We start from the raw sequence: 20,271 nt of genomic DNA on the forward strand, positions 1-20,271 counted from the left end.
GCGGGGAATCCCCGCGGCGGCGCACACTGTCATTTCTCGAAGTAGCGGCGCGGGTTCCGTACCAGGATGGTGTCGATGTCGTCCTCGGTGAGGCCCTTGGCGAGCAGGGCCGGGAGGACATCCTCGCTGATGTGGCGGTAGTTCCACTTCGGGGCGATCTGGGCCTTGGCGGCCGGATCGAACCAGTCCATGAAACAGGCGGCGTCGTGGGCGATGACGATCTTGTCGCGGTAGCCGCGGCGGACGAGTTCCACGATGGTGTTCACGCGGTCCTCGAACGGCAGCAGGACGTCGATGCCGAAACGGTCCATGCCGAGATAGGAACCCGCATCGGCCAATTCGGTGAGGTAGTCCAGATCGGTGGAATCACCGGAGTGGCCGATCACCACGCGGGTCAGGTCCGCGCCCTCCTCGCGCAGCACCCGCTGGGCCACCAGCCCGGACCGGGTGTGCGGGTTGGTGTGCACGGTGATCGGCGCACCCGTCCGCACCGCCGCCTGACCGACCGCCCGCATCACCCGTTCCACACCCGGCGTCAGCCCGGGTTCCTCGATGGCGCACTTGAGGAATCCCGCGCGCACCCCGGTCCCGGCGATGCCCTCGGTGAGGTCCTTGACGAACAACTCCACCATGGGCTCGGGCATGTCCATCATCAAACCCGGTCCGTTGTAATGGAATTGGAACGGCAGGTCGTTGTAGGTGTAGATGCCGGTGGCGACGACGATATTCAGCTCGGTGCGGGCCGCGATCTGCTGGATGCGGGGGATGTAGCGGCCCAGCCCCAGCACGGTCGGGTCCAGGATGGTGTCGATGCCCAGCGATTTCAGCTCGTCGAGCTGCTTCACGGCGTCGTCGACGCGGGCCTGCTCATCCCAGTCGCCGTAGTTCTGCCGGTACTCCTCGCCGAGCACGAAGACGTGCTCGTGCACCAGCACCCGGCCCAGCTCGCTGGAATCGACGGTGCCGGTGACGGTGGGGACGATGCTCATCGGGATGCCTTGTCTGTGAACAGGGTCGGGTCGATGGCGCGCTTGAGGATCTTGCCCGTCGCGCCCTTGGGCAGCTGGTCGGTGAAGGCGAAGCGGTGCGGCACCTTGTAGGCGGACAGCCGCTCCTTGGCCCAGGCGCGCAGCTCCCCGGCATCGAGTTCGACGCCGGGCGCGGTGGCCACCACCGCGCCCACCTCCTCGCCGTAGTGGTCGTCGGGCAGGCCGATCACCGCCACCTCGACAATGCCGGGATGCTCGTAGAGCACCTCCTCGACCTCGCGCGGATACACGTTGTAGCCGCCGCGAATGATGAGATCCTTTGCGCGGTCGACGATGTAGACGTAGCCGTCGGCGTCGACGCGGCCCAGATCACCGGTGCGCAGCCAACCGCCGGACAGATCGGCCGCCGTCGCGTCGGGCCGCTGCCAGTACCCCTTCATCACGCTGGGCCCGCGCATGAACAGCTCACCGACCGTATCGGCGGGCAGCGCCGTGCCCTCCGGGTCGCGCACCTCGATCGACGTGCCGGGCAGCGCGGTACCCACCGACCCGGCCCGCTGCTCGCGATCCAGGGGGTTGTAGGTCGCGGCTCCGCTGGACTCGGTGAGCCCGTAGCCCTCGAGAATGGTGCAGCCGAAACGTTCCGTGAAGGACCGGATCACCTCCGCGGGCAGCGACGCGCCACCCGAGCAGGCCAGCCGCAGGCTCGCGAAATCCTCCGGACCGTAGTCGCCGGCGCTGTGCAGCATGGCATTCCACATGGTCGGCACGCCCGCCACCACGGTGAGCCGGTGATCGCGGATCGTCTCGATCATCGCCCCCGGGACGAACGGCGACACCATGGAGAACGAACTGCCCGCGTGCAGGGTGGTGATCAGGCACACCGCCTGCCCGAACACGTGGAACAGCGGCAGCCCGGTGCCGAAGCGCTCCTCCGGCGTGAGCCGCAGCTGATCGATGAAAATGCGTGCGGTCTCGATCAGATTGGCGACGGTGAGCTCCACGCCCTTCGGTTTGCCCGTGGTGCCCGAGGTGTAGAGGAGGATGGCGGTGTCGTCCGGTTCGCGCCGGACCGGTTCGGCGGCCGGCTGGGCGGGGGAGGCGTGCGCACCGGGTTCGAGCACCTGCACCGGGATGCCGCGCTCGGCGGCGGCCTGCTCGGCCGCGGTGCGCGCCAGATGCCAGGCGATGGCGTACCGGGCGCCGGAATCGTCGAGCACATAGCCGATTTCGGGTGCGGTCGCCATGGTGTTCACCGGGATGGCGACGGCTCCGATCAGATGCGCGCCCAGGTAGGCGATCACGAACTCCGGCACGGTCGGCGCCACCAGCAACACGCGATCTCCCACCGCGACACCGGATTCGGTGAGCAGACCGCCGAAGGCCGCACTGCGGCGGGCCAGCTCGGCGTAGGAGAGGGTGTCGTCCAGGTGGCGCAGCGCGATGGCGTCGGGGCGTTCGGACGCGTGCTGCCAGATACGGTCGGCGACATTTGTCATGGAACATCCAGTTATGTAGAGGTCGAATGAGACGGGGTCGGAGTGAGCGGCGTCACGACCCTGTGCGCGACCATATCTGAATCCGGTGTCAACTTCAATGACGGTCGGCCGTCGTTCCGGCCGCGCGAGCGAGCGGGTGAAAGACGTCGGCGTGGGACGATATGTGCTGGTATACGCGGTGATACGGTGGCAATCGGCAGCCGTCCCTGCGACCGAGTGAGTGATCCGCCGTGACGTCCGAACCCATCGACCGCGAGGCCGCGCCGCGCCGGGTACCCCCGCGCACCAAGCGCGGCGAGCGCACCCGTGCCGCCCTCGTCGCCGGGGCGCGCGAGGTGTTCGAACGCGACGGCTACCTCGACGCCAGGATCGCCGACATCTCCAAGGCCGCGGGCGCCGCCGCCGGCTCGTTCTACACCTACTTCGACAGCAAGGAAGAGATCTTCACCGCCGTTGTCGAGGAGGTGCAGGAGGAAATGCTGCACCCGCACGTGCGGGCCCGCACCGGCGTCACCGACCCGCGCGAACTCGTCGAGGCCGCCAACCGGGAATACCTGCTGGCCTACAAGCGCAATGCGCGCCTGATGGGGGTGTTCGAAGAGGTCACCCAGATCAACGAGAAATTCCGCGCGCTGCGCCTGGAACGCAACCGTGCCTTCATCCAGCGCAATGCCAGGATGATCCGCGAACTGCAGGAATCCGGGCGGGCCAGTGCGGATCTCGATCCGCTGATCACCGCTCAGGCGCTGTCGGTGATGGTCAGCCGCATGGCCTACATGGTCTTCGTCCAGCACCAGCGCATCGCCTTCGAGAAGCTGGTCGGCACCCTGACCCAGCTGTGGGTCAATGCCCTGCAGGTGAAGTCCGAATAGCTCGCGACCCGCCCGATAGCTCGCGACCCGTCCGATGGCTCGCGACCCCGCGTGCGCGGATGCGGCGGTAGCTGCCGCGAGGGTCCGGAAATCTGAATCCGGGTTCGAGTTCGCGTCGTTTTCTCCTGCATGACCTCGGCTTTCGAGTGCGCTGTGTGCCGTATCACAGGAGTTCGACCCCCTCGGCGGTATTGACCGCGACGGGAGTTTGGCGCATGGTGGCGGTAGAAAATAAGCGCTTAGTAAGTTCCCTGCTCGGGGTCGGCCCCGGGTCGCGGCGCGAGACCGCCGTGGCCACGGGCGACCTGAAAGGACCTGTCCGTGAACAGATTCGAAGGCAAGACCGCCATCGTCACCGGCGCCAGCCGGGGTATCGGCCTCGGTATCGCGCAGCGCCTGGTGGACGAGGGCGCCAAGGTCGTGATCACCGCCCGCAAGCAGGAGGCGCTCGACGAGGCCGTCGCGGCCCTGGGCGGGCCGTCGAAGGCGCTGGCCGTGGCGGGGCGCGCCGACGATGCCGCGCATCAGGCCGAGGCCCTCGAGCGGGCCGTCGAGACCTTCGGCAGTGCCGACCTGCTGGTGAACAACACCGGGATCAATCCGGTGTTCGGGCCGATGGTGGAGCTCGACCTCGACGCGGCCCGGAAGATCGTGGAGGTCAACTGTCTTGCCGCGCTGTCGTGGGTGCAGCACGCCTACCGGGCGTGGATGAAGGATCATGGCGGCGCGGTCGTGAACGTTTCCTCGGTCGCCGGGCTCAAGCCCGCTCCCGGCATCGGTTTCTACGGTTCCAGCAAGGCGATGCTGACCCACATCACCCAGGAGCTCGCGGTCGAACTCGGCCCGGACATCCGTGTCAACGCCGTCGCGCCGGCGGTGGTGAAGACGAAGTTCGCCACCGCGCTCTACGAGGGCCGCGAGGAGCAGATCGCCGCCGCCTACCCGCTCAAGCGGCTGGGCGTGCCCGAGGACATCGGCAGCGTGGTCGCCTTCCTGCTCTCCGCGGACGCGGCCTGGCTCACCGGCCAGCTGCTCGTGGTGGACGGCGGCCTCACGCTGACCGGGGGCGTCTAGAGTGGCGGACATGCGGGCCTGGCGGGTCCACGAACTGGGCGAGCCTGCGCAGGTGATGCGGCTCGACACCGTGGAGCGCCCCGAACCCGGCCCACGTCAGGTGGTCGTGCGGGTCACCGGCGCGGCGGCGAACTTCCCCGACGTGCTCATGTGCCGCGGCCTGTACCAGGTGAAGCCGCCGCTGCCGTTCACGCCCGGCGTCGAGCTGTGCGGGGAGGTCGTGGCCACGGGTGCCGAGGTCACCGGGATCGCGGTCGGTGACCGTGTGCTCGGCGGCAGCTCGCTGCCGTACGGCGGTTTCGCCGAGTACGCGGTCCTGGAGGCGTCTCAGACCTTCACCGCGCCAACCGCTTTGGACGATGCGGAGGCCGCCTCCCTGTTCATCGGTTACCAGACGGGATGGTTCGGACTGCATCGTCGTGCCGCGCTGCAGGCGGGGGAGACCCTGCTGGTGCACGCGGCCGCGGGCGGGGTCGGCAGTGCCGCCGTCCAGCTCGGCAAGGCGACCGGGGCCCGCGTCATCGGCGTGGTGGGCGGGCCCGAGAAGGCCGAGTACGCCCGCGCGCTCGGCGCCGACATCGTGATCGACCGCAGGAGTGAGGATTTCGTCGAGGTCGTCAAGCGGGTCACGGACAATCGCGGCGCCGACGTCGTCTACGACCCGGTCGGCGGCGACACCTACACCCGCTCGACCAAGTGCATCGCCTTCGAGGGCCGCATCCTGGTCGTCGGCTTCGCGGGCGGCGACATCCAGAGCGCCGCACTGAATCACGCACTGGTCAAGAACTATTCGATCGTCGGCCTGCACTGGGGGCTCTACAACGCCTACGACCCGGCCGCGGTCGCCGACTGCCACCGCGAGCTGACCCGGCTGGCCACCGCGGGCGCGATCCGCCCCCTGGTCAGCGAACGACTCGCCCTGGCGGACATCGCCGATGGCGTCCAGCGCCTCGCCGACGGCAAGACCGTCGGGCGCGTGGTCTGCACGCCCTCGGCCTGATCGACACCGACCTGATCGCACCACAGAGGAGAACATCGTGAGCACGCAGACACCGCGGGTAGCGGTCGTGACCGGCGCGGCCCGGGGCATCGGCGCCGCGATCGCACGGCGACTGGCGGACGACGGAATGGCCGTCGCCGTCCTGGATCTCGACGAGGAGGCCTGCAAGCCGGTCGTCGCGGAGATCGAGGCGGCCGGCGGCCGCGCCCTCGCCGTCGGCGCGGACGTGTCCGACGAGCAGGCCGTGACCGCGGCCGTGGACCGGGTGGCCGCCGAATTGGGCGCGCCCACCGTGCTGGTCAACAATGCGGGCATCCTGCGCGACAACCTGCTGTTCAAGATGAGCGTCGCCGATTGGGACGCGGTCATGGGCGTGCACCTGCGCGGCGCGTTCCTGTGCACGCGGGCGGTCCAGCGCCACATGATCGAGCAGGGCTTCGGCCGCATCGTCAGCCTGTCCAGCACCTCGGCGCTGGGCAATCGCGGCCAGGCCAACTACTCGGCCGCCAAGGCCGGACTGCAGGGCTTCACCAAGACCCTCGCCTTCGAGCTCGGCAAGTTCGGCGTCACCGCCAATGCCGTCGCGCCGGGCTTCATCGAGACCGAGATGACCCAGGCCACCGCCGAACGCATGGGCGTCTCGTTCGACGACTTCCGGCAGGCGCTCATCTCCACCATCCCGGTGGCCCGCTCCGGCAAGCCCGAGGACATCGCGCACACGGTGTCGTTCCTGGCGAGCGAAGGCGCGGGATTCGTGTCGGGACAGGTCATCTACGTGGCCGGCGGGCCGAAGAACTAGTCGCGCAACGGAATCGAACGGAAGGACGCGAACAATGCGGGTATTCCAGGGGCTGCCCGAACTGGAGAAGGCAGTCGGCACCCATCTCGGCTACAGCGACTGGCACACCGTGACCCAGGAGCAGATCGACCGGTTCGCCGACGCGACCGGCGATCACCAGTGGATCCACATCGATCCGGAACGGGCCGCCGCCGGCCCGTTCGGGACGACCATCGCGCACGGCTTCCTCACCCTGTCGCTGCTGCCCATGCTCACCGCGAGCGTGTACACCGTCGAGGGGCTGTCGATGGGAGTCAACTACGGGGCCAACAAGGTTCGCTTCCCGTCCCCGGTCCCGGTGGGCTCGCGGCTGCGCGCCGGGGTGGAACTGGTGTCGCTGACGCCGGCGAGCATGGGGTTCCAGGCGGTCAGCCGGGTCACCGTGGAGATCGGCGGCGCGGCCAAACCGGCCTGTGTCGCCGAAGCCGTCTCCCTGCTGGTGCCCTGAGACGAAGGAGCAGGACCGATGAGCGATACGGTTCGCGACGATCTGCGCCGGCGGGTGGAATCCCTGCTGGCCGAGCATGATCCGGCCACCACCGACCCGGTGACCTTCCACCGCGCGCGCTTCGACGCCGGACTGGCCTGGGTGTACTTCCCCGTCGGGCTGGGCGGCCGCGGTGCCGACCGCGACCTCCAGCTGTTCGTCGACGAGCTGTTCGAACAGGCGGGAGCTCCGGGTCATCAGGCCGAACTCAACGGCATCGGCCTCGGGATGGCGGCGCCCACCATCGCCATCCACGGCACCCCGGAGCAGCGGCAGCGCTACCTGCGTCCGCTGTGGACCGGCGAGGAGATCTGGTGCCAGCTGTTCAGTGAGCCGGGCGCCGGATCGGATCTGGCGGCGGTCGGCACCCGGGCCGTCCGCGACGGTGAGGACTGGATCGTCAACGGGCAGAAGGTGTGGACGTCGGTGGCCCACAAGGCCGATCTGGCGATCCTGCTCGCGCGCACCGACCCGGACCGCCCCAAGCACGCGGGCCTGTCCTTCTTCATCTGCGATATGCGCCATCCGGGCGTCGAGGTGCGGCCGCTGCGCCAGATCACCGGCGAGGCCGAGTTCAACGAGGTCTTCCTCACCGACGTCCGCATCCCCGACGCTCAGCGCCTCGGCGGGGTGGGGGAGGGCTGGCGCGTCGCCACCACCACCCTCAACAACGAGCGGGCGGCCATCGGCGGGCGCGCGGTGCCGCGGGAGAGCGGTGTGCTCGCCGCGGTCACCCGCACCTGGCGGGACAATCCGGACAGGCACACGCCGGAACTGCACGACCGGCTGCTGCGGCTGTGGGTCGAGGCCGAAGCCGGGCGGCTGGCCGCCGCCCGCATGCGGCAGCGGACCTCCGCCGGTCAGCCGGGGCCCGAAAGTTCCGCGCTCAAACTGGCTTTCGCGCGGTCCAACCAGCAGCTGACCGGTCTCGAACTGGAGATCCTCGGCGAGGACGGCCTGCGCTACGACGACTGGACCATGGTGCGGCCCGATCGCGTCGACTTCGCCGGCCGCGGGCCCGGCTACCGCTACCTGCGCGCCAAGGGCAATTCGATCGAGGGCGGCACGTCCGAGATCCTGCGCAATATCGTCGCCGAACGGGTCCTCGGCCTGCCCGGCGAGGCGCGCGGAGACAAGGACATCGCCTGGAAGGACCTGGCCCGATGAGCGACGACATCCTGCTGCTCGATACCGACACCGAGGCGGCGCTGCGCCACGCGGTGCGCGATCTGCTTGCGGCCCACTGCGATCCGGCGGCGGTCGCGCGGGCCTATGCGGGCGATCGGGCGCTGACGCCGGGATTGTGGAAGGCGCTGGCGCGGGACCTGGGGCTGGCCGGACTGCTCGTCCCCGAGGAGCGTGGTGGCGCGGGCGGCTCCGCTCGCGACGCGGCGGTGGTGCTGGAGGAACTGGGGCGGTCCGTCGCGCCCGTACCGTTTCTCACCAGCAGTGTCATCGCGGCCACCGTGCTGCTCGCCGGTGAATCCGACCTGGTCGGGCAGCTCGCCGACGGTGCGGTGACGGTCGCGCTGCTCGCGCCCTTCACCGCCGCCTCGCCGGACGCGGTCCCGTCCTTCCGCAAGGATGCCGACGGCCGCCTGTCCGGCAGCGTGACCAGCGTCGCGGGCGTCCTGGACGCCGATGTACTGCTGGCCGCGGTCGAAACCGCCTCCGGCACCGAGATTCATGCCGTGCCGGTGGCTGCGGCCACGGTGACGCCGGTGGTCTCGCTCGACATGACCCGGCCGCTGGCCGATGTGGTGGTCGACGCCGCGCCCGGGCAGCTCGTGGTCCCGGCCGAGGCGGGAGCGGCCGCGCTGCGGACGGCGCTGGAGACCGGCGCGGCGCTGCTGGCCTCGGAGCAGGCGGGTATCGCGGCGTGGTGCCTCGAGGCGACCGTCGGCTATCTGAAGATGCGCCGCCAATTCGGCCGTGTGGTGGGCGGATTCCAGGCGCTCAAACACCGTCTCGCCGACCTGTTCGTGGAGGTCGAGGCGGCGGCCGCCAGTGCCCGCTACGCGGCGGGCGCGATCGCGGCGGGCGATCCCGACGCGGCGGTGGGCACCGCGGTCGCCGCGGCCTACTGCGCGGACGTCGCGGTGACATCCGCCGAAGAAGCGCTGCAATTGCACGGCGGCATCGGCATGACGTGGGAGTATCCGGTGCATCTGTATCTCAAGCGCGCCAAGGCCGATCAGCTCGGGCTCGGCAGTCCCGGCCGGCACCGCGCGGTGCTGGCCGAACTGGCCGACCTCGGCTCGGCCGCCGGAAAACGAAGTTGAATCCGGGTTCAAGTATAGTTTCGCCTGCGCGGCACAGACTATTTCGAGGAGTGAGCATGTTCGACATGACCGATCGGGCCCAGCGCTACCGGGACGATCTACTCGCCTTCATGGACGAGCACGTCTACCCGGCCGAGGCGGTGTACGAGGAGCAGATGGCGGAGTCCGGGGATCCGCACTTCCAGCCGCCGATCGTCGAGGAGCTCAAGACCGAGGCCAAGAAGCGGGGGCTGTGGAATCTCTTCCACCCGCATCCGGAATGGGGCCCGGGCCTGACCAACCTGGAGTACGCGCCGCTGGCCGAAATCATGGGCCGCAGTGCGCATCTCGCGCCGGAGGCCACCAACTGTGCCGCCCCCGACACCGGGAACATGGAGGTGCTCACCCTCTTCGGCACACCCGAGCACAAGGAGCAGTGGCTGCGCCCGCTGCTGGACGGTGAGATCCGGTCCGCGTTCGCCATGACCGAGCCCGCGGTCGCGAGCTCCGACGCCACCAATATCCAGCTGCGCATGGACCGCGACGGCGACGACTACGTGCTCAACGGCCGGAAGTGGTGGACCTCCAACGCCTTGCACAAGAACTGCAAGGTCCTCATCGTCATGGGCAAGACCGATACCAGCGCGGCCACGCACCGCCAGCAGTCGATGATGGTGGTCCCGATCGATGCCCCCGGCGTGACCGTGCAGCGCGGCCTGCCGGTCTTCGGCTACCAGGACCGCGAGGGGCACGCCGAGGTGCAGTTCGAGAACGTGCGGGTGCCCAGGACCGCGCTGCTCGCCGGTGAGGGCGACGGATTCATGATCAGCCAGGCCCGCCTGGGCCCGGGCCGTATCCACCACTGCATGCGCGCCATCGGCATGGCCGAGCGGGCCCTCGATCTGATGATCGACCGCGCGCAGTCGCGCGTGACCTTCGGTGAGCCGGTGGCGAATCGGGCCAATATCCAGGACTGGATCGCCGAGTCCCGCATCGAGATCGATATGGCCCGCCTGCTGACGCTCAAGGCCGCGCACCTGATGGACACCGTCGGCAACAAGGCCGCGCGCACCGAGATCGCGGCGATCAAGGTGGCGGCGCCCAATGTGGCGCTGAAGGTCGTGGACCGCGCCATCCAGGTGCACGGCGGCGGCGGCGTCTCCGACGACTTCCCGCTCGCCAGCATGTACGCCCACCTGCGCACTCTGCGCCTGGCCGATGGACCGGACGAGGTGCACAAGCGTTCCATCGCGCAGTGGGAACTGCGCCGCCGCGACCCCGAGTGGGGCAAACGCGGCTGACCGCAACGAGTTTCGACACCATCCATTCTCCGAGGAGGTTCCCATGGCCGATCCCTGCGTCGTCGTCGCGACCATGATCGCCAAGCCCGGCCAGGAAGACCTGGTCGAGAAGACCCTGCGCGCGGCCGCTCCGGCCGTGCACGCCGAGCCCGGCTGCCTGCGCTACGCGCTGCACCGGCATGCCAAGAACCCCGGGCAGTTCGTCATGATCGAGAAGTGGGCATCCCGGGACGCGCTGCGCGAACACGGCCAGGGCGCGGCTCTGCGCGAAGTCGGCGCGGCCCTGGCCAACGCCCTCGCGGCACCGCCGGACGTGCAGGTCTTCGAACCGCTGCCCGCCGGCGATCCCGACCAGGGCGCGATCTGAGGAGACCCCCATGACGAAGACACAGCAGGTGCGGCTGGCCCAGCGTCCCACCGGACTGCCCGGCGTCGGCACCTGGAAGGTGACCACCGAGGAACTGCCGCCGCTCGGCGCGGGGCAGATCCTGGTCAAGATCGACTTCATCTCGCTCGATCCGGCCATGCGCGGCTGGCTCAACGACGTGCGCTCCTACCTGCCGCCGGTCGGGCTCGACGAAGTGATGCGGTCGCTGGACATCGCGACCGTCGTCGAATCCACCCACCCCGATTTCGCCGTCGGCGACACCGTGAGCGGCACCTTCGGGGTGACCGAGTACGCGATCAGCGACGGCCGCGGCGTGCAGCACGTCGACCTGGGCGTCGCGCCCGGGCCGACCTGGCTGGGTGCGCTCGGAATGCCCGGCATGACAGCGTATTTCGGGCTCCTGGAGGTCGGGAAGCTGCAAGCCGGTGAGACCGTGGTGGTCTCGGCGGCGGCGGGCGCGGTCGGGAGCGTGGTCGGCCAGATCGCGAAGGCCAAGGGCGCCACCGTCATCGGGATCGCCGGCGGAGCGGAGAAGTGCCGGCTGCTCACCGAGGAATTCGGTTTCGACGCCGCGATCGACTACCGCGGTGAGGACGTGCTGCAGCGGCTGCGGGAGCTCGCGCCGAAGGGCATCGACATCTACTTCGACAATGTCGGCGGTGAGATTCTCGATGCGGCGCTGGCCAATCTGCGTCGCGGGGCCCGCATCGTGCTGTGCGGGGCGATCGCGGCCTACAACGACGACCAGCTGCGGCCCGGGCCGTCGCGCTACATGTCGCTGCTGGTGTTCCGGGCGTCCATGACCGGCTTCGTGGTCTTCGACTACGCCGACCGCTACGGCGAGGCGGTGGCGGACATCGCGAAGTGGCTGACCGAGGGCAGGATCAAGAGCCGGGAGCATGTCGTGCAGGGTGGGGTGGAGCATTTCGGTGAGACGCTGAACCTGCTGTTCACCGGCGGCAACACCGGAAAACTGGTGCTCGCGCTCTGATGTAAGACTGTCCAGGTGACCGAATCAGAGGATCGCTCGCGCGCGGACGAGACGCGGGCCCGACTGCTGGACGCCGCGGTCGCCGCTTTCGCCGAGCGCGGCTTCCACGGCGCCACCACGCGCGACATCACCTCGATCGCGGGACTGAGCACGGCGGCCATCTACGTCCACCACCGCTCCAAGGAAGAGCTGCTGTACCAGGTATCGCACACCGGGCACCTGGACACGCTCGAGCGGATGCGGGAGGCGGTGGCCGCCTCGGACGACCCGGTCGAGCAGTTGGTCGCGGTCATGCGGCAATTCGCGATTCACCACGCCCGAGCGCACACCGTCGCCCGGGTCATCAACTACGAACTCGCCGCGTTGAGCCCCGAGCATCAGCGCGAGATCAAACAGATCCGCCACGTCATCGACACCGAGATGCGGCAGTTGATCGAGCGCGGGGTCGACGCGGGCGTGTTCGACAACCCGAATCCGCGCATGGCGGCGGTGGCGCTGCTCTCGCTGGGCATCGACCTGGCGCGCTGGTACCGGGAGGGCGGGCCGCTCTCGCCCGAGGAGATCGGCGACTACTACGTGGATCTCGCACTGCGGATCGTCGGCGCACGCAAATAGCCTGCGCCACATGGTATTTTCTGCTCTTCACCCGTTCCGCTCCGCTCTTGAAGCCGACATCGGATTCGGGTAAGCATGTGATGACGCACGTCACATCCGGTCGTCGCGCTGCGGGTGCCGCACGGCGACAGCCGGGTTCGGCGTCTTCCACGCAATGAGACATGGGAGCGATCTCGTGAGCACGCTTTCCCCCGCCACCGCCCGACTGACCTACCGCGCCCTGGAGCCGGTGCACGGCATGATCTACTTCAGCCCGCACGGGCCGCAGGTGTATCGGGAGCTGGGTATCACCGATCCGCGCATGATGTATTTCGCGTCCCGCTCGGCCGCCTTCGGGCCGGTGCCGGCCGAGGTCACCATCGCGACCTTCTTCAATTTCAATCCCGCGGCGGTCCGCGCGGTCCTGCCCGCCGCATGGAACCTCGCCGCTCCCAGCGACATTCTCCATGCCCGGCTGGCAGCAGCCGACCGCTCACTGCGGCAGGCCTGGGGCGCGGACGTCGACGGGCCGGAAGTACGCGAGGCCGCCACCCTGGCGCGGCAGGCGGCCGAACGCGCCTGCGAACGCGCACACGGACGCCCCCTGTTCGCGGCACACGCCGCCCTCCCGTGGCCGGCCGAACCGCACCTCGTGCTCTGGCACGCGCAGACCCTGCTGCGAGAATTCCGCGGCGACGGCCACGTCGCCCTCCTCCTGACCGAGGGCCTCAGCGGCCTCGAAGCCCTGATCACCCACGCCGCCACCGGCGAGATCCCGCCGGAAGTCCTGCGTATCAGCCGATCCTGGACCGAACAGGACTGGGCCCAGGGGGTGGCCGCACTGCGCGACCGCAACTGGCTCGCTGACCGCGACCTCACCCTGAGCACCCACGGCGCCGCGCGCCGCGCAGCGATCGAGACCCGCACCGACGAACTATCGACCCACCCCTACGAGGCGATAGGACCGGACGGCTGCGACCGCCTGCGAAAATTGGCTTCGACCTTGACAATTCGCATCATGGACGCCGACCTCGCCTTCCCGCCCATGCTGTCACAACGCTACCGCGACACGGTTCGGTAAGGCCGGCGGTCCGGGAATCCGAAGGCCGGTCAGAGCGCCTTCAGCAGTTCTGCGGCCAGCGGGACCGAGGAGGCGGGGTTCTGGCCGGTGTAGAGGTTGCGGTCCACCTCGATGTGCGGGGCGAAGGGCTCGGCTGCGCGGTGGTCGACGCCCAAGGCGATGAGGCGGTCCTGGAGGAGCCATGTGGCCTTGTCGGCGAATCCGGCCTGTGCCTCTTCGGCATTGGTGAACGCCGCCACCCGGTACCCGGCGAACGGTGACCTGCCGTCGGCGTCAAGATTCTCCGATACTCAGCGGCCGTGCGAGCGTTCGCCGCGCAGGGTGGTGACGATGCTGGTCACCGTGGCGACCGGCTTGCCGTCCGCTCGGGTGATATCGCACTGGTAGTGGGTGATGGTGCGGCCGGAGTGGGTGGGGAAGGCGGTGGCGCGCAGCGTGTCCTGCCATACCGGGCGGAGGAAGACCGCGCGGAGATCGATGCTGGTGAACGTTTCGCCGGGACCCACGACGGTGGAGTGGGCGGTGCCGATGGCGGCATCGGCCAGTTCGGTGAGCAGGCCGCCGTGGACGGTGCCCTGCTGGTTGCCGTGCCGGGCGGGATCGGTGTCCATTTCGACGGTGGCGCGGCCGGGGTCGATGGCCACCAGCCGGATGCCCAGGGTGCGGGAAATGGCGGTGGGGTAATGGAATTGGCAGGTCAGGCCGTCGGTCCCGGTGCCGTCCAGTTGTGCGCGCAGGTAGTCCAGGACGGGCACTTCGGTGGTCGCGATCGTCATGGCAACGGACGGTAGGACGCGGGGTCAGGACGATCAAGAAATTGTCCTAGGTACAGTCGGATGATGCGGACCTACACCGATGTCGCCGCCGCCCTCGCCGGGCAGATCCGGGACGGGCGCTGGGCGCCGGGACAGCGCCTGCCGACGCATCGGCAACTGGCCGCCGAGCACGGTATCGCGGTGGCCACCGCGACCCGGGTGTTCGCGGAACTGAAGCGGGCGGGGCTGGTGGTCGGCGAACCGGGGCGGGGGAGCTTCGTGCGGGATCGGTCGGTGCGGCTGGCCGCGGCCGCGTACGGGCCGGGGGCGGAGACGGTATGGGCGGATCTGGCCTTCACCCAGCCGCTGTCGCCGCGTCGGGAGGAATTGCTGCGCACGGGTTTACGCGACCTGGCGGCCTCCGGCGATCTGGACGCCCTGCTGCGGCAACAGCCGCCGGGCGGGCGGCCGCACGATCGCGCGACAGTCGCCGGGTTCCTCGGGCGGCGGGGGATCGAGGTCGATCCGTCGCGGATGGTGGTGACCGCCGGGGCGCAGCACGGGCTGGATCTGATTGTGCGAGCGATGTTCTCACCCGGCGATGTGATCGCCGTGGACGAGCTCACCTACCCCGGATTCAAGCTGCTGGCCCAGGCGCACGGGCTCACACTCGCACCGGTTCCGGCGGCCGGGAACGGCCCGGATCCCGACGCCCTGGCGCGGTTGTGCGCGAAAAGGCCGGTGCGCGCGGTCTATACGATGCCGACCCTGCACAATCCGCTCGGTTGGGTGATCGACAGCGACCGGCGCCGCGCGCTCGTTTCCGTTGCGCGCCGGCATGATCTGTTCCTGATCGAGGACGCCGCCTACGCCTTTCTCGCCGATCCGGCCCCGCCACCGCTGGCGGCCATCGCCCCGGAGCGCACCTTCTGGGTGTCGAGCCTGTCCAAGAGCGTCGCGGCCGGACTGCGTTTCGGCATGCTGGTCCACCCGCCCGTGGCCGCGCCCGCCCTGGCCCGCACCCTGCGCGCCACCATGGCCGGTCCGCCCGGACTGACCAGCGCCCTGGCCACCCGCTGGCTCGCCGACGGCACCGTCGACACTCTCGAACAGGCGAGTCGCGTTGCCGCGCAGGAACATCAGCGCATCCTGCACCGGGAGCTCGGCGATCGGAATCCGATCGCCCACCCGCGCTCGTTCTTCGCGTGGCTGCCCATCGATCCGGACCAGCGCATGGACCGGATCGCCGCCGAACTGTCCCGGCGCGGCATCCGCGTCTGCACCGCCGAGGCGTTCGCCACCACCGCGCACGTGCCGCACGGGCTGCGCATCGCGCTGGGATCGCCCGCCCCGGATGAACTTCCACTGGTGCTCGCGGAAATGCGCGCGGCCCTGGACAGCGTGCCGCTGTGACACCTGGACCGCGCGAGATCCGGGCGGAGCCGGGTCAGGGCCGGGTGACCGTGACCAGATTGATCAGCGACTGCTGTCGCGGATTGTCGGGCGGAGTGCCGCCGAGGTCGTGAATGTAGTCGGTGAGATTGACGCGCTGACCGGTCCAGCCGCGGGCGGTGAACCATTCGGTGGCGTCGCTGCGGGGCTCGTTGTAGATCATGCCCACCCAGTCCGCGCCGGTCTCGCCCTCCCCGGTCATCTCGGCGACCGACTCCGCGGGCAGCGGATCCATCTGCTCGATGGCGACCCGGCTGCCGTGCGCGCTGAGCCCCGCGATGGCCTCGAAGAGCTGGTCCTGCGCAGCCGGCGTCAGATAGATCAGTAGGCCCTCCACCAGCCACGCGGTCGGCACGGCGGGATCGAATCCGCTGTCGCGCAGGGCCTTCGGCCAGTCTTCGCGCAGATCGACCGCCACCTCGTGCCGCTCGGCGCGGGGCCGGTGCCCGGCTGCGGCGAGCGTCTCCCGTTTGAAGTCGAGCACCTGCGGGCGGTCGAGCTCGTAGAGCACGGTGCCGTCCGGCCACGCCAGCCGGTAGGCGCGCGAGTCCAGGCCGGCCGCCAGAATCACCACCTGACGCACCCCCGCGTACGAGGCGGCGGCCATGTAATCGTCGAAATATCGAGTGCGAGAGATCTGATGCTGCTGGAACTGCACCCCGAACTCGGGTGCCAGCAGCGGGTGTTCGGGCAGCCGGCCCGCCAGCAGCTCGGCCCATTCCCCGCCCGCGGCCCGCACGAACAGCTCGGCGAACTCATCGTGCGCCGGCGCATCGATCGCGCGGCCACCCAGCACCCGGGCCGCCGCCACGAACAATGCCGTGGATCCAACACTGGTCTTGATATCCCAGGAATCACCTTCGGTGCGCATATTCGCCAACGTACTCACGCGGGCGCACAAGGTCATTCCGCCGCGCGAAGTCAGCCGGAATCCACCATGGATCCATCATCTGGCTGCAATTCGCATCGTCGAATGTCCTGTCCGCGATCGATCTGATCATCCTGATCGGCTGGAACCTCGTAGATCCGCCGCGCACCGCGCGCCTTTTCGACGCGGGACCCTCACCGTTCCAGGGCGATCGGCATCAAGGCCGGCGGTCCATGCCTGTGGCGCGCCGGTCGCCGATCGGGGAGGGCCGGTGGCGGGAATATCGGGCTGTGGCACGGTGGTTCCGCACGACGACAGAACGCACACCCCGGGACCCGGATCCGGCAGCTGTGCTCGGCAGGCAGCGGAGGAGGCCCGGTGAACGCCGGATTCGACCTGTTCGGTGAACACATCCTCTGGACCGACGCCGCCGGCAATCTGCTGTCCCTCGCGGTGGTGTGGCTGGCCATGCGCAAGACCATGTGGACGTGGCCCGTGCAGCTGGCCGGTGCGGTCCTGCTGCTGGCGGCGTCGGTGCACGCCCACGTTCCCGGCAATGCGCTCAAGCAGTTGTTGTTCATCGGGCTCGCGGGCTACGGCTGGCTGGCCTGGCGACGCGGCACCTCCGAGCACCGGGATCTGATGGTCCGGCCCGCCACCCGCCGTGAACGCCTGACGCTGCTGGCCCTGCTGGCGGCCGGCACGGTCGCGGTGGCCGAGGCGTTCGCCCACCTCGGCTGGCTGCACATCGCCTGGTCCCCGTGGGCCAATGCCTATGTCTTCGTCGGCAGTGCCATCGCGACCTTCGCGCAGAGCCGGGCACTGACCGACTTCTGGATCATCTGGATGCTCGTCGATCTGGTCGGCGTGCCGCTCGCGATGAAATCCGGCCTGTACGCCTCGGGCGCGGTCTACGGTCTGTTCTTCCTGCTCGTGGTGCTCGGGTTCCTGCGCTGGCGGGGCGAATATCGTTCGCGCCGAGGCCTTCCCGCCGCCCCGGTGGCCGTCGCCGCGCCCGCCGGCGGCGAGTGAGCCGGTCCCGAGACCGGGAATTCGCTGCGCTGCCCCTATTTGTTCCGGATTCTCGATTTGCCGACAGGAGAGCAGGCTGCTAGGCAGTAGCCACTGATCGAGGTCCATCCAGGCGGGTGGAGTGTTTTCCGGGGCGGGATATGAGTGACGGAACTTTCGGCGACTCGGGGTCGATGCTCGGGCGGGTGGAACCGCCGAGCTTCGGCAGTACGCTGCGGCGGCTGCGGGAACGACGCGGCGTCTCGCGTGAGCGGCTGGCCTTCGGTTCGGGTGTCAGCGTCAGCTACATCACGCGCATGGAACGCGGCGATCGCGACCACCCGACCGAGCAGGTACTGACGGCCATGGTGCGCTATCTGCACAAGGTCGACCCGGTGACCCCGGTCGAATACCGGCATCTGCTCGAACTCGCCGCCCTGCCGCAGCACCCGGCCGCGGCCCGCGGCCCGATCGCCGCGGACGTGCCGGGCATTCTGGCCGCCCACCTCCCGCACCCCGCGGCCTACCTGGACCGGTATCTGAATGTGCTGGCCGCCAATACCGCTCATCTGCGCACCTTTCCGGGCGTCGGCGAGGACGGCAACTATCTGCGGTGGATGCTCACCAATCCGGCCGCGCGTGCGGTGCTGCCGGACTGGGAGTCCGATCTGCGCCGTGCGATCGCCACGTTGCGCGGCGTGATGGCCATCGTCGGCGAGGCCGCCGACGATGCCCGGCTGCTGACCGAGTTCGGCCGCTTCGAAATCTTCCGGCGCATGTGGACCGAGGAGCACTACAGCCTCACCGGGGCGCCGACGATCATGCGCCTGCGCGATGCCGAGACCGGTGAACCGTATGCGCTGCTGTGGCAGATCCTGCGGGATCAATCCACCCAGATGTACCCCGATCAGCCCCTGTTCATCGTCGGACTGCCCACGGCGAGTCGACCTGGAGACCGTCCGGTCGGCTCGTAGGATCGCCCGCGGAAGGTTCTTTCCACCCGGAGGGAGGCCGAACGCCGTGCCCGTCTACAGTCTCGACCGGCCGATCGTGGTCGGTGTCGACGCCTCCGAGTCCGCCCTGCACGCCGTGCGCTGGGCCGCCGTGGACGCGGCCCTGCGCGGCGCGGCCCTGCACCTGGTGTTCGCGGTGCCCGCGGACGGCGAATCGCCCCTGGACGAGAGCCCGGTCCGGCTGCTGCACGATCGGCTGCGCGGCACCGCCCAGGCCGCCCTCGACGCCGCCGCCGAGATCGCGCGGAAAGCCGCCGGGGACAGCGAGATTCGCGATATCCGCACCTTCCTCGTCGATGTCCCGGCCGTCATGGTGCTGGCAGAGCTCGCCGCCACCGCCTACTACGTGGTGGTCGGCGTGCGCGGGATGAGCGCCTATCACCGCAGTCTGCTCGGGTCGGTCAGCACCGGTGTGGCGCGGCATGCACAGGGGCCGGTGGTGGTGGTTCCCGGTGAGACGGACGGGCTGTCGGGCCGGCCCGTGGTGGCCGGCGTGGACGGGTCGCCGCACAGCGTCCGCGCGCTCGAGATCGCCTTCGACGAGGCCTCCCGGCGCGGCGTGCCGCTGATCGCGGTCCAGGCGTGGGAGGTGTCCGGGGACAGCGACACTCGCTCGTCCGACGACGCGATCCAGCTGCTCACGCGCATGCTCGAGCGCAATACCCGGGACTATCCGGGCGTCGAGGTGAAATCCGTTGTGAAGGAAGGACGTCCAGCCCGGGTTCTGCTCGATGCCGCCGCCGGCGCGCAACTGCTGGTGGTCGGAAGCCACGGCACCCGTGGCTATCCCGGTATGGCGCTCGGCTCGACCGGTCACGCGCTGCTGCATGGCAGCGAGTGCCCCATCGCCCTGGTCCGCTTGCGCAACTGAGCCGGCGGCGCCCCATTTCGCGGAGCGCATGCTAGGTTACGGGAGTTTCGCACCGGCACACCGGGTTCGGACGCGACGGACGCGCGCGCTGTGCGACTGATGGCCGAACGTCTCCGCGTCAATGCCCGGCAAGCTCGCCGGGTCGTGTACACACGGCCCGCTGACATCGCGGTACGGCCAACAAAAGCAGTGCGTGTGTAACTGTTTCGCCAGAAATCAAGAACCCCAGCAATTTTTGGGTACATCATGCGCAAGCCGGGCCCGACCCGGAGGTTACACAAATAAAGAAAGTTACGACCATGCGTAGAGCAACGGCGCTCTTCGCCGCATTACTGTTGGCCATCCTCTTTTCCATCACACACCTGGCGGCCCCGAAGGCCAATGCCGATGTCTGCACCGGTGATTGGGCGATCGGCATCGGCGGACTCGGCGACAACACCTCGTCCATCTTCATCCCGTACGTCGATCAGCCAGTCGGATACAACTCCGCCGACCCGATGTCGGGGTTGAACGAACTGGACCGACTGTTCTGGCAGCACCGCAACGAATGCCCGGGCGACCACATCCGGTTGATCGGGCACAGTGAGGGCGCCGGCATCGTGCACGCCTGGGTCACCGCACACCAGGACGTCGACAATGCCAATGCCATTCTGCTGTCGGATCCCAAGCGGGCCCCCGGCCCGGGTTGGGGCGGATTGTCCTCGACTCCCGGCAACTGGATCATCGGCTATCCGCTGGCCGGCGTCGACGACTGGTTCGGCGACTTCCCGGTTCTGACGGTGTGCAACCACGACGACCAGATCTGCGACACTTCGGCCGGCTGGTGGGGTTACCTCTTCGGGGGAGCACATGGTCGTTACGATTTCAATGTCTGGGACTACGGCGACTGGGATTCCGGCGTCTGGTACCGGTAATCAAGTGATTCG

Annotated in this window: 22 protein-coding genes; 17 read left to right on the top strand and 5 right to left on the bottom strand. The window is 69.2% G+C overall.

The genetic code is table 11. From position 1 onward, the window contains the following. Positions 1-29 precede the first annotated feature (29 nt). Together ABZV44_RS23670 and ABZV44_RS23675 are read right to left on the bottom strand one after the other, a co-directional pair. On the bottom strand, positions 30-989 hold the full coding sequence (locus ABZV44_RS23670) for a phosphotriesterase-related protein (RefSeq protein ID WP_354840045.1): 960 nt from the start codon (positions 987-989) through the stop codon (positions 30-32). Next, positions 986-2,488, bottom strand: coding sequence for a long-chain fatty acid--CoA ligase (locus tag ABZV44_RS23675; RefSeq protein ID WP_354840048.1), 1,503 nt, complete (start codon positions 2,486-2,488; stop codon positions 986-988). Before ABZV44_RS23675 ends, ABZV44_RS23670 begins: the two co-directional genes overlap by 4 nt. Before the next feature lie 230 nt (positions 2,489-2,718). On the opposite strand from ABZV44_RS23675, the gene ABZV44_RS23680 reads away from it, so the two are divergent. The 12 genes from ABZV44_RS23680 (at position 2,719) to ABZV44_RS23735 (ending at position 13,375) form a co-directional block, all read left to right on the top strand. Then, entirely contained in the window at positions 2,719-3,360 is a 642-nt protein-coding gene (locus ABZV44_RS23680) for a TetR/AcrR family transcriptional regulator (RefSeq protein ID WP_354840051.1), read from the top strand. A gap of 321 nt (positions 3,361-3,681) precedes the next feature. Continuing rightward, a complete protein-coding gene (locus ABZV44_RS23685) occupies positions 3,682-4,434 on the top strand; it encodes an SDR family oxidoreductase (protein ID WP_354840053.1) in 753 nt (250 codons plus the stop codon). 10 nt (positions 4,435-4,444) lie between these two features. Further along, complete coding sequence (locus ABZV44_RS23690) at positions 4,445-5,434, top strand: NADPH:quinone oxidoreductase family protein (protein WP_354840056.1); 990 nt, start codon at positions 4,445-4,447, stop codon at positions 5,432-5,434. 37 nt (positions 5,435-5,471) lie between these two features. Then, positions 5,472-6,233: a 3-oxoacyl-ACP reductase FabG gene (fabG, locus tag ABZV44_RS23695; RefSeq protein WP_354840059.1), complete on the top strand. Its 762-nt coding sequence runs from the start codon at positions 5,472-5,474 to the stop codon at positions 6,231-6,233. A 34-nt stretch (positions 6,234-6,267) separates the two neighbouring features. Next, entirely contained in the window at positions 6,268-6,720 is a 453-nt protein-coding gene (locus ABZV44_RS23700; RefSeq protein ID WP_354840062.1) for a MaoC family dehydratase, read from the top strand. Positions 6,721-6,738: 18 nt separating this feature from the next. Beyond that, positions 6,739-7,926, top strand: a complete 1,188-nt coding sequence (locus ABZV44_RS23705; RefSeq protein ID WP_354840065.1) for an acyl-CoA dehydrogenase family protein — start codon at positions 6,739-6,741, stop codon at positions 7,924-7,926. After that, positions 7,923-9,041, top strand: a complete 1,119-nt coding sequence (locus ABZV44_RS23710; protein ID WP_354840068.1) for an acyl-CoA dehydrogenase family protein — start codon at positions 7,923-7,925, stop codon at positions 9,039-9,041. The genes ABZV44_RS23705 and ABZV44_RS23710 overlap by 4 nt, the downstream gene beginning before the upstream one ends. A 50-nt stretch (positions 9,042-9,091) precedes the next feature. After that, positions 9,092-10,321, top strand: coding sequence for an acyl-CoA dehydrogenase family protein (locus ABZV44_RS23715; RefSeq protein WP_354840070.1), 1,230 nt, complete (start codon positions 9,092-9,094; stop codon positions 10,319-10,321). A 43-nt stretch (positions 10,322-10,364) separates the two neighbouring features. Continuing rightward, positions 10,365-10,688, top strand: a complete 324-nt coding sequence (locus tag ABZV44_RS23720; RefSeq protein WP_354840073.1) for a putative quinol monooxygenase — start codon at positions 10,365-10,367, stop codon at positions 10,686-10,688. A 10-nt stretch (positions 10,689-10,698) separates the two neighbouring features. After that, a complete protein-coding gene (locus ABZV44_RS23725) occupies positions 10,699-11,700 on the top strand; it encodes an NADP-dependent oxidoreductase (RefSeq protein ID WP_354840076.1) in 1,002 nt (333 codons plus the stop codon). A gap of 15 nt (positions 11,701-11,715) precedes the next feature. Next, positions 11,716-12,315 carry a TetR/AcrR family transcriptional regulator gene (locus ABZV44_RS23730; protein ID WP_354840079.1) on the top strand — a complete coding sequence of 200 codons (600 nt, stop codon included), beginning with the start codon at positions 11,716-11,718 and terminating at the stop codon, positions 12,313-12,315. A gap of 175 nt (positions 12,316-12,490) precedes the next feature. Next, on the top strand, positions 12,491-13,375 hold the full coding sequence (locus ABZV44_RS23735; RefSeq protein WP_354840082.1) for a hypothetical protein: 885 nt from the start codon (positions 12,491-12,493) through the stop codon (positions 13,373-13,375). Positions 13,376-13,404: 29 nt separating this feature from the next. On the opposite strand, the gene ABZV44_RS23740 is transcribed toward ABZV44_RS23735, so the two are convergent. Beyond that, entirely contained in the window at positions 13,405-13,614 is a 210-nt protein-coding gene (locus tag ABZV44_RS23740; RefSeq protein ID WP_354840084.1) for a hypothetical protein, read from the bottom strand. A gap of 51 nt (positions 13,615-13,665) precedes the next feature. Next, a complete protein-coding gene (locus ABZV44_RS23745; RefSeq protein ID WP_354840086.1) occupies positions 13,666-14,151 on the bottom strand; it encodes a PaaI family thioesterase in 486 nt (161 codons plus the stop codon). Between the two features lie 63 nt (positions 14,152-14,214). Between ABZV44_RS23745 and ABZV44_RS23750 the strand changes: the two genes are divergently transcribed. Further along, a complete protein-coding gene (locus ABZV44_RS23750) occupies positions 14,215-15,543 on the top strand; it encodes a PLP-dependent aminotransferase family protein (RefSeq protein ID WP_354840088.1) in 1,329 nt (442 codons plus the stop codon). A gap of 34 nt (positions 15,544-15,577) precedes the next feature. Here the strand turns inward: ABZV44_RS23750 and ABZV44_RS23755 are convergent, their stop codons facing one another. Further along, entirely contained in the window at positions 15,578-16,453 is an 876-nt protein-coding gene (locus ABZV44_RS23755; protein WP_354840091.1) for an SAM-dependent methyltransferase, read from the bottom strand. A gap of 375 nt (positions 16,454-16,828) precedes the next feature. On the opposite strand from ABZV44_RS23755, the gene ABZV44_RS23760 reads away from it, so the two are divergent. The 4 genes from ABZV44_RS23760 (at position 16,829) to ABZV44_RS23775 (ending at position 20,259) form a co-directional block, all read left to right on the top strand. Further along, entirely contained in the window at positions 16,829-17,482 is a 654-nt protein-coding gene (locus tag ABZV44_RS23760) for a nicotinamide mononucleotide transporter family protein (RefSeq protein WP_354840094.1), read from the top strand. Between the two features lie 140 nt (positions 17,483-17,622). Further along, positions 17,623-18,435: a helix-turn-helix transcriptional regulator gene (locus tag ABZV44_RS23765; protein ID WP_354840097.1), complete on the top strand. Its 813-nt coding sequence runs from the start codon at positions 17,623-17,625 to the stop codon at positions 18,433-18,435. A 46-nt stretch (positions 18,436-18,481) separates the two neighbouring features. After that, positions 18,482-19,345: a universal stress protein gene (locus ABZV44_RS23770; RefSeq protein WP_354840100.1), complete on the top strand. Its 864-nt coding sequence runs from the start codon at positions 18,482-18,484 to the stop codon at positions 19,343-19,345. A 299-nt stretch (positions 19,346-19,644) separates the two neighbouring features. Beyond that, entirely contained in the window at positions 19,645-20,259 is a 615-nt protein-coding gene (locus tag ABZV44_RS23775; RefSeq protein WP_354840103.1) for a cutinase family protein, read from the top strand. Positions 20,260-20,271 lie beyond the last annotated feature (12 nt).

This window comes from Nocardia sp. NPDC004860 (assembly GCF_040609015.1).
In the GTDB taxonomy this organism is placed as follows: Bacteria; Actinomycetota; Actinomycetes; order Mycobacteriales; family Mycobacteriaceae; genus Nocardia.

Bases quoted from the DNA above. Each gene is read 5' to 3' on its own strand.
- ABZV44_RS23670 (WP_354840045.1), bottom strand. From the start codon at position 989: ATGAGCATCGTCCCCACCGTCACCGGCACCGTCGATTCCAGCGAGCTG.
- ABZV44_RS23675 (WP_354840048.1), bottom strand. From the start codon at position 2,488: ATGACAAATGTCGCCGACCGTATCTGGCAGCACGCGTCCGAACGCCCC.
- ABZV44_RS23690 (WP_354840056.1), top strand. From the start codon at position 4,445: ATGCGGGCCTGGCGGGTCCACGAACTGGGCGAGCCTGCGCAGGTGATG.
- ABZV44_RS23700 (WP_354840062.1), top strand. From the start codon at position 6,268: ATGCGGGTATTCCAGGGGCTGCCCGAACTGGAGAAGGCAGTCGGCACC.
- ABZV44_RS23705 (WP_354840065.1), top strand. From the start codon at position 6,739: ATGAGCGATACGGTTCGCGACGATCTGCGCCGGCGGGTGGAATCCCTG.
- ABZV44_RS23710 (WP_354840068.1), top strand. From the start codon at position 7,923: ATGAGCGACGACATCCTGCTGCTCGATACCGACACCGAGGCGGCGCTG.
- ABZV44_RS23720 (WP_354840073.1), top strand. From the start codon at position 10,365: ATGGCCGATCCCTGCGTCGTCGTCGCGACCATGATCGCCAAGCCCGGC.
- ABZV44_RS23725 (WP_354840076.1), top strand. From the start codon at position 10,699: ATGACGAAGACACAGCAGGTGCGGCTGGCCCAGCGTCCCACCGGACTG.
- ABZV44_RS23745 (WP_354840086.1), bottom strand. From the start codon at position 14,151: ATGACGATCGCGACCACCGAAGTGCCCGTCCTGGACTACCTGCGCGCA.
- ABZV44_RS23750 (WP_354840088.1), top strand. From the start codon at position 14,215: ATGCGGACCTACACCGATGTCGCCGCCGCCCTCGCCGGGCAGATCCGG.
- ABZV44_RS23755 (WP_354840091.1), bottom strand. From the start codon at position 16,453: ATGCGCACCGAAGGTGATTCCTGGGATATCAAGACCAGTGTTGGATCC.
- ABZV44_RS23765 (WP_354840097.1), top strand. From the start codon at position 17,623: ATGAGTGACGGAACTTTCGGCGACTCGGGGTCGATGCTCGGGCGGGTG.
- ABZV44_RS23775 (WP_354840103.1), top strand. From the start codon at position 19,645: ATGCGTAGAGCAACGGCGCTCTTCGCCGCATTACTGTTGGCCATCCTC.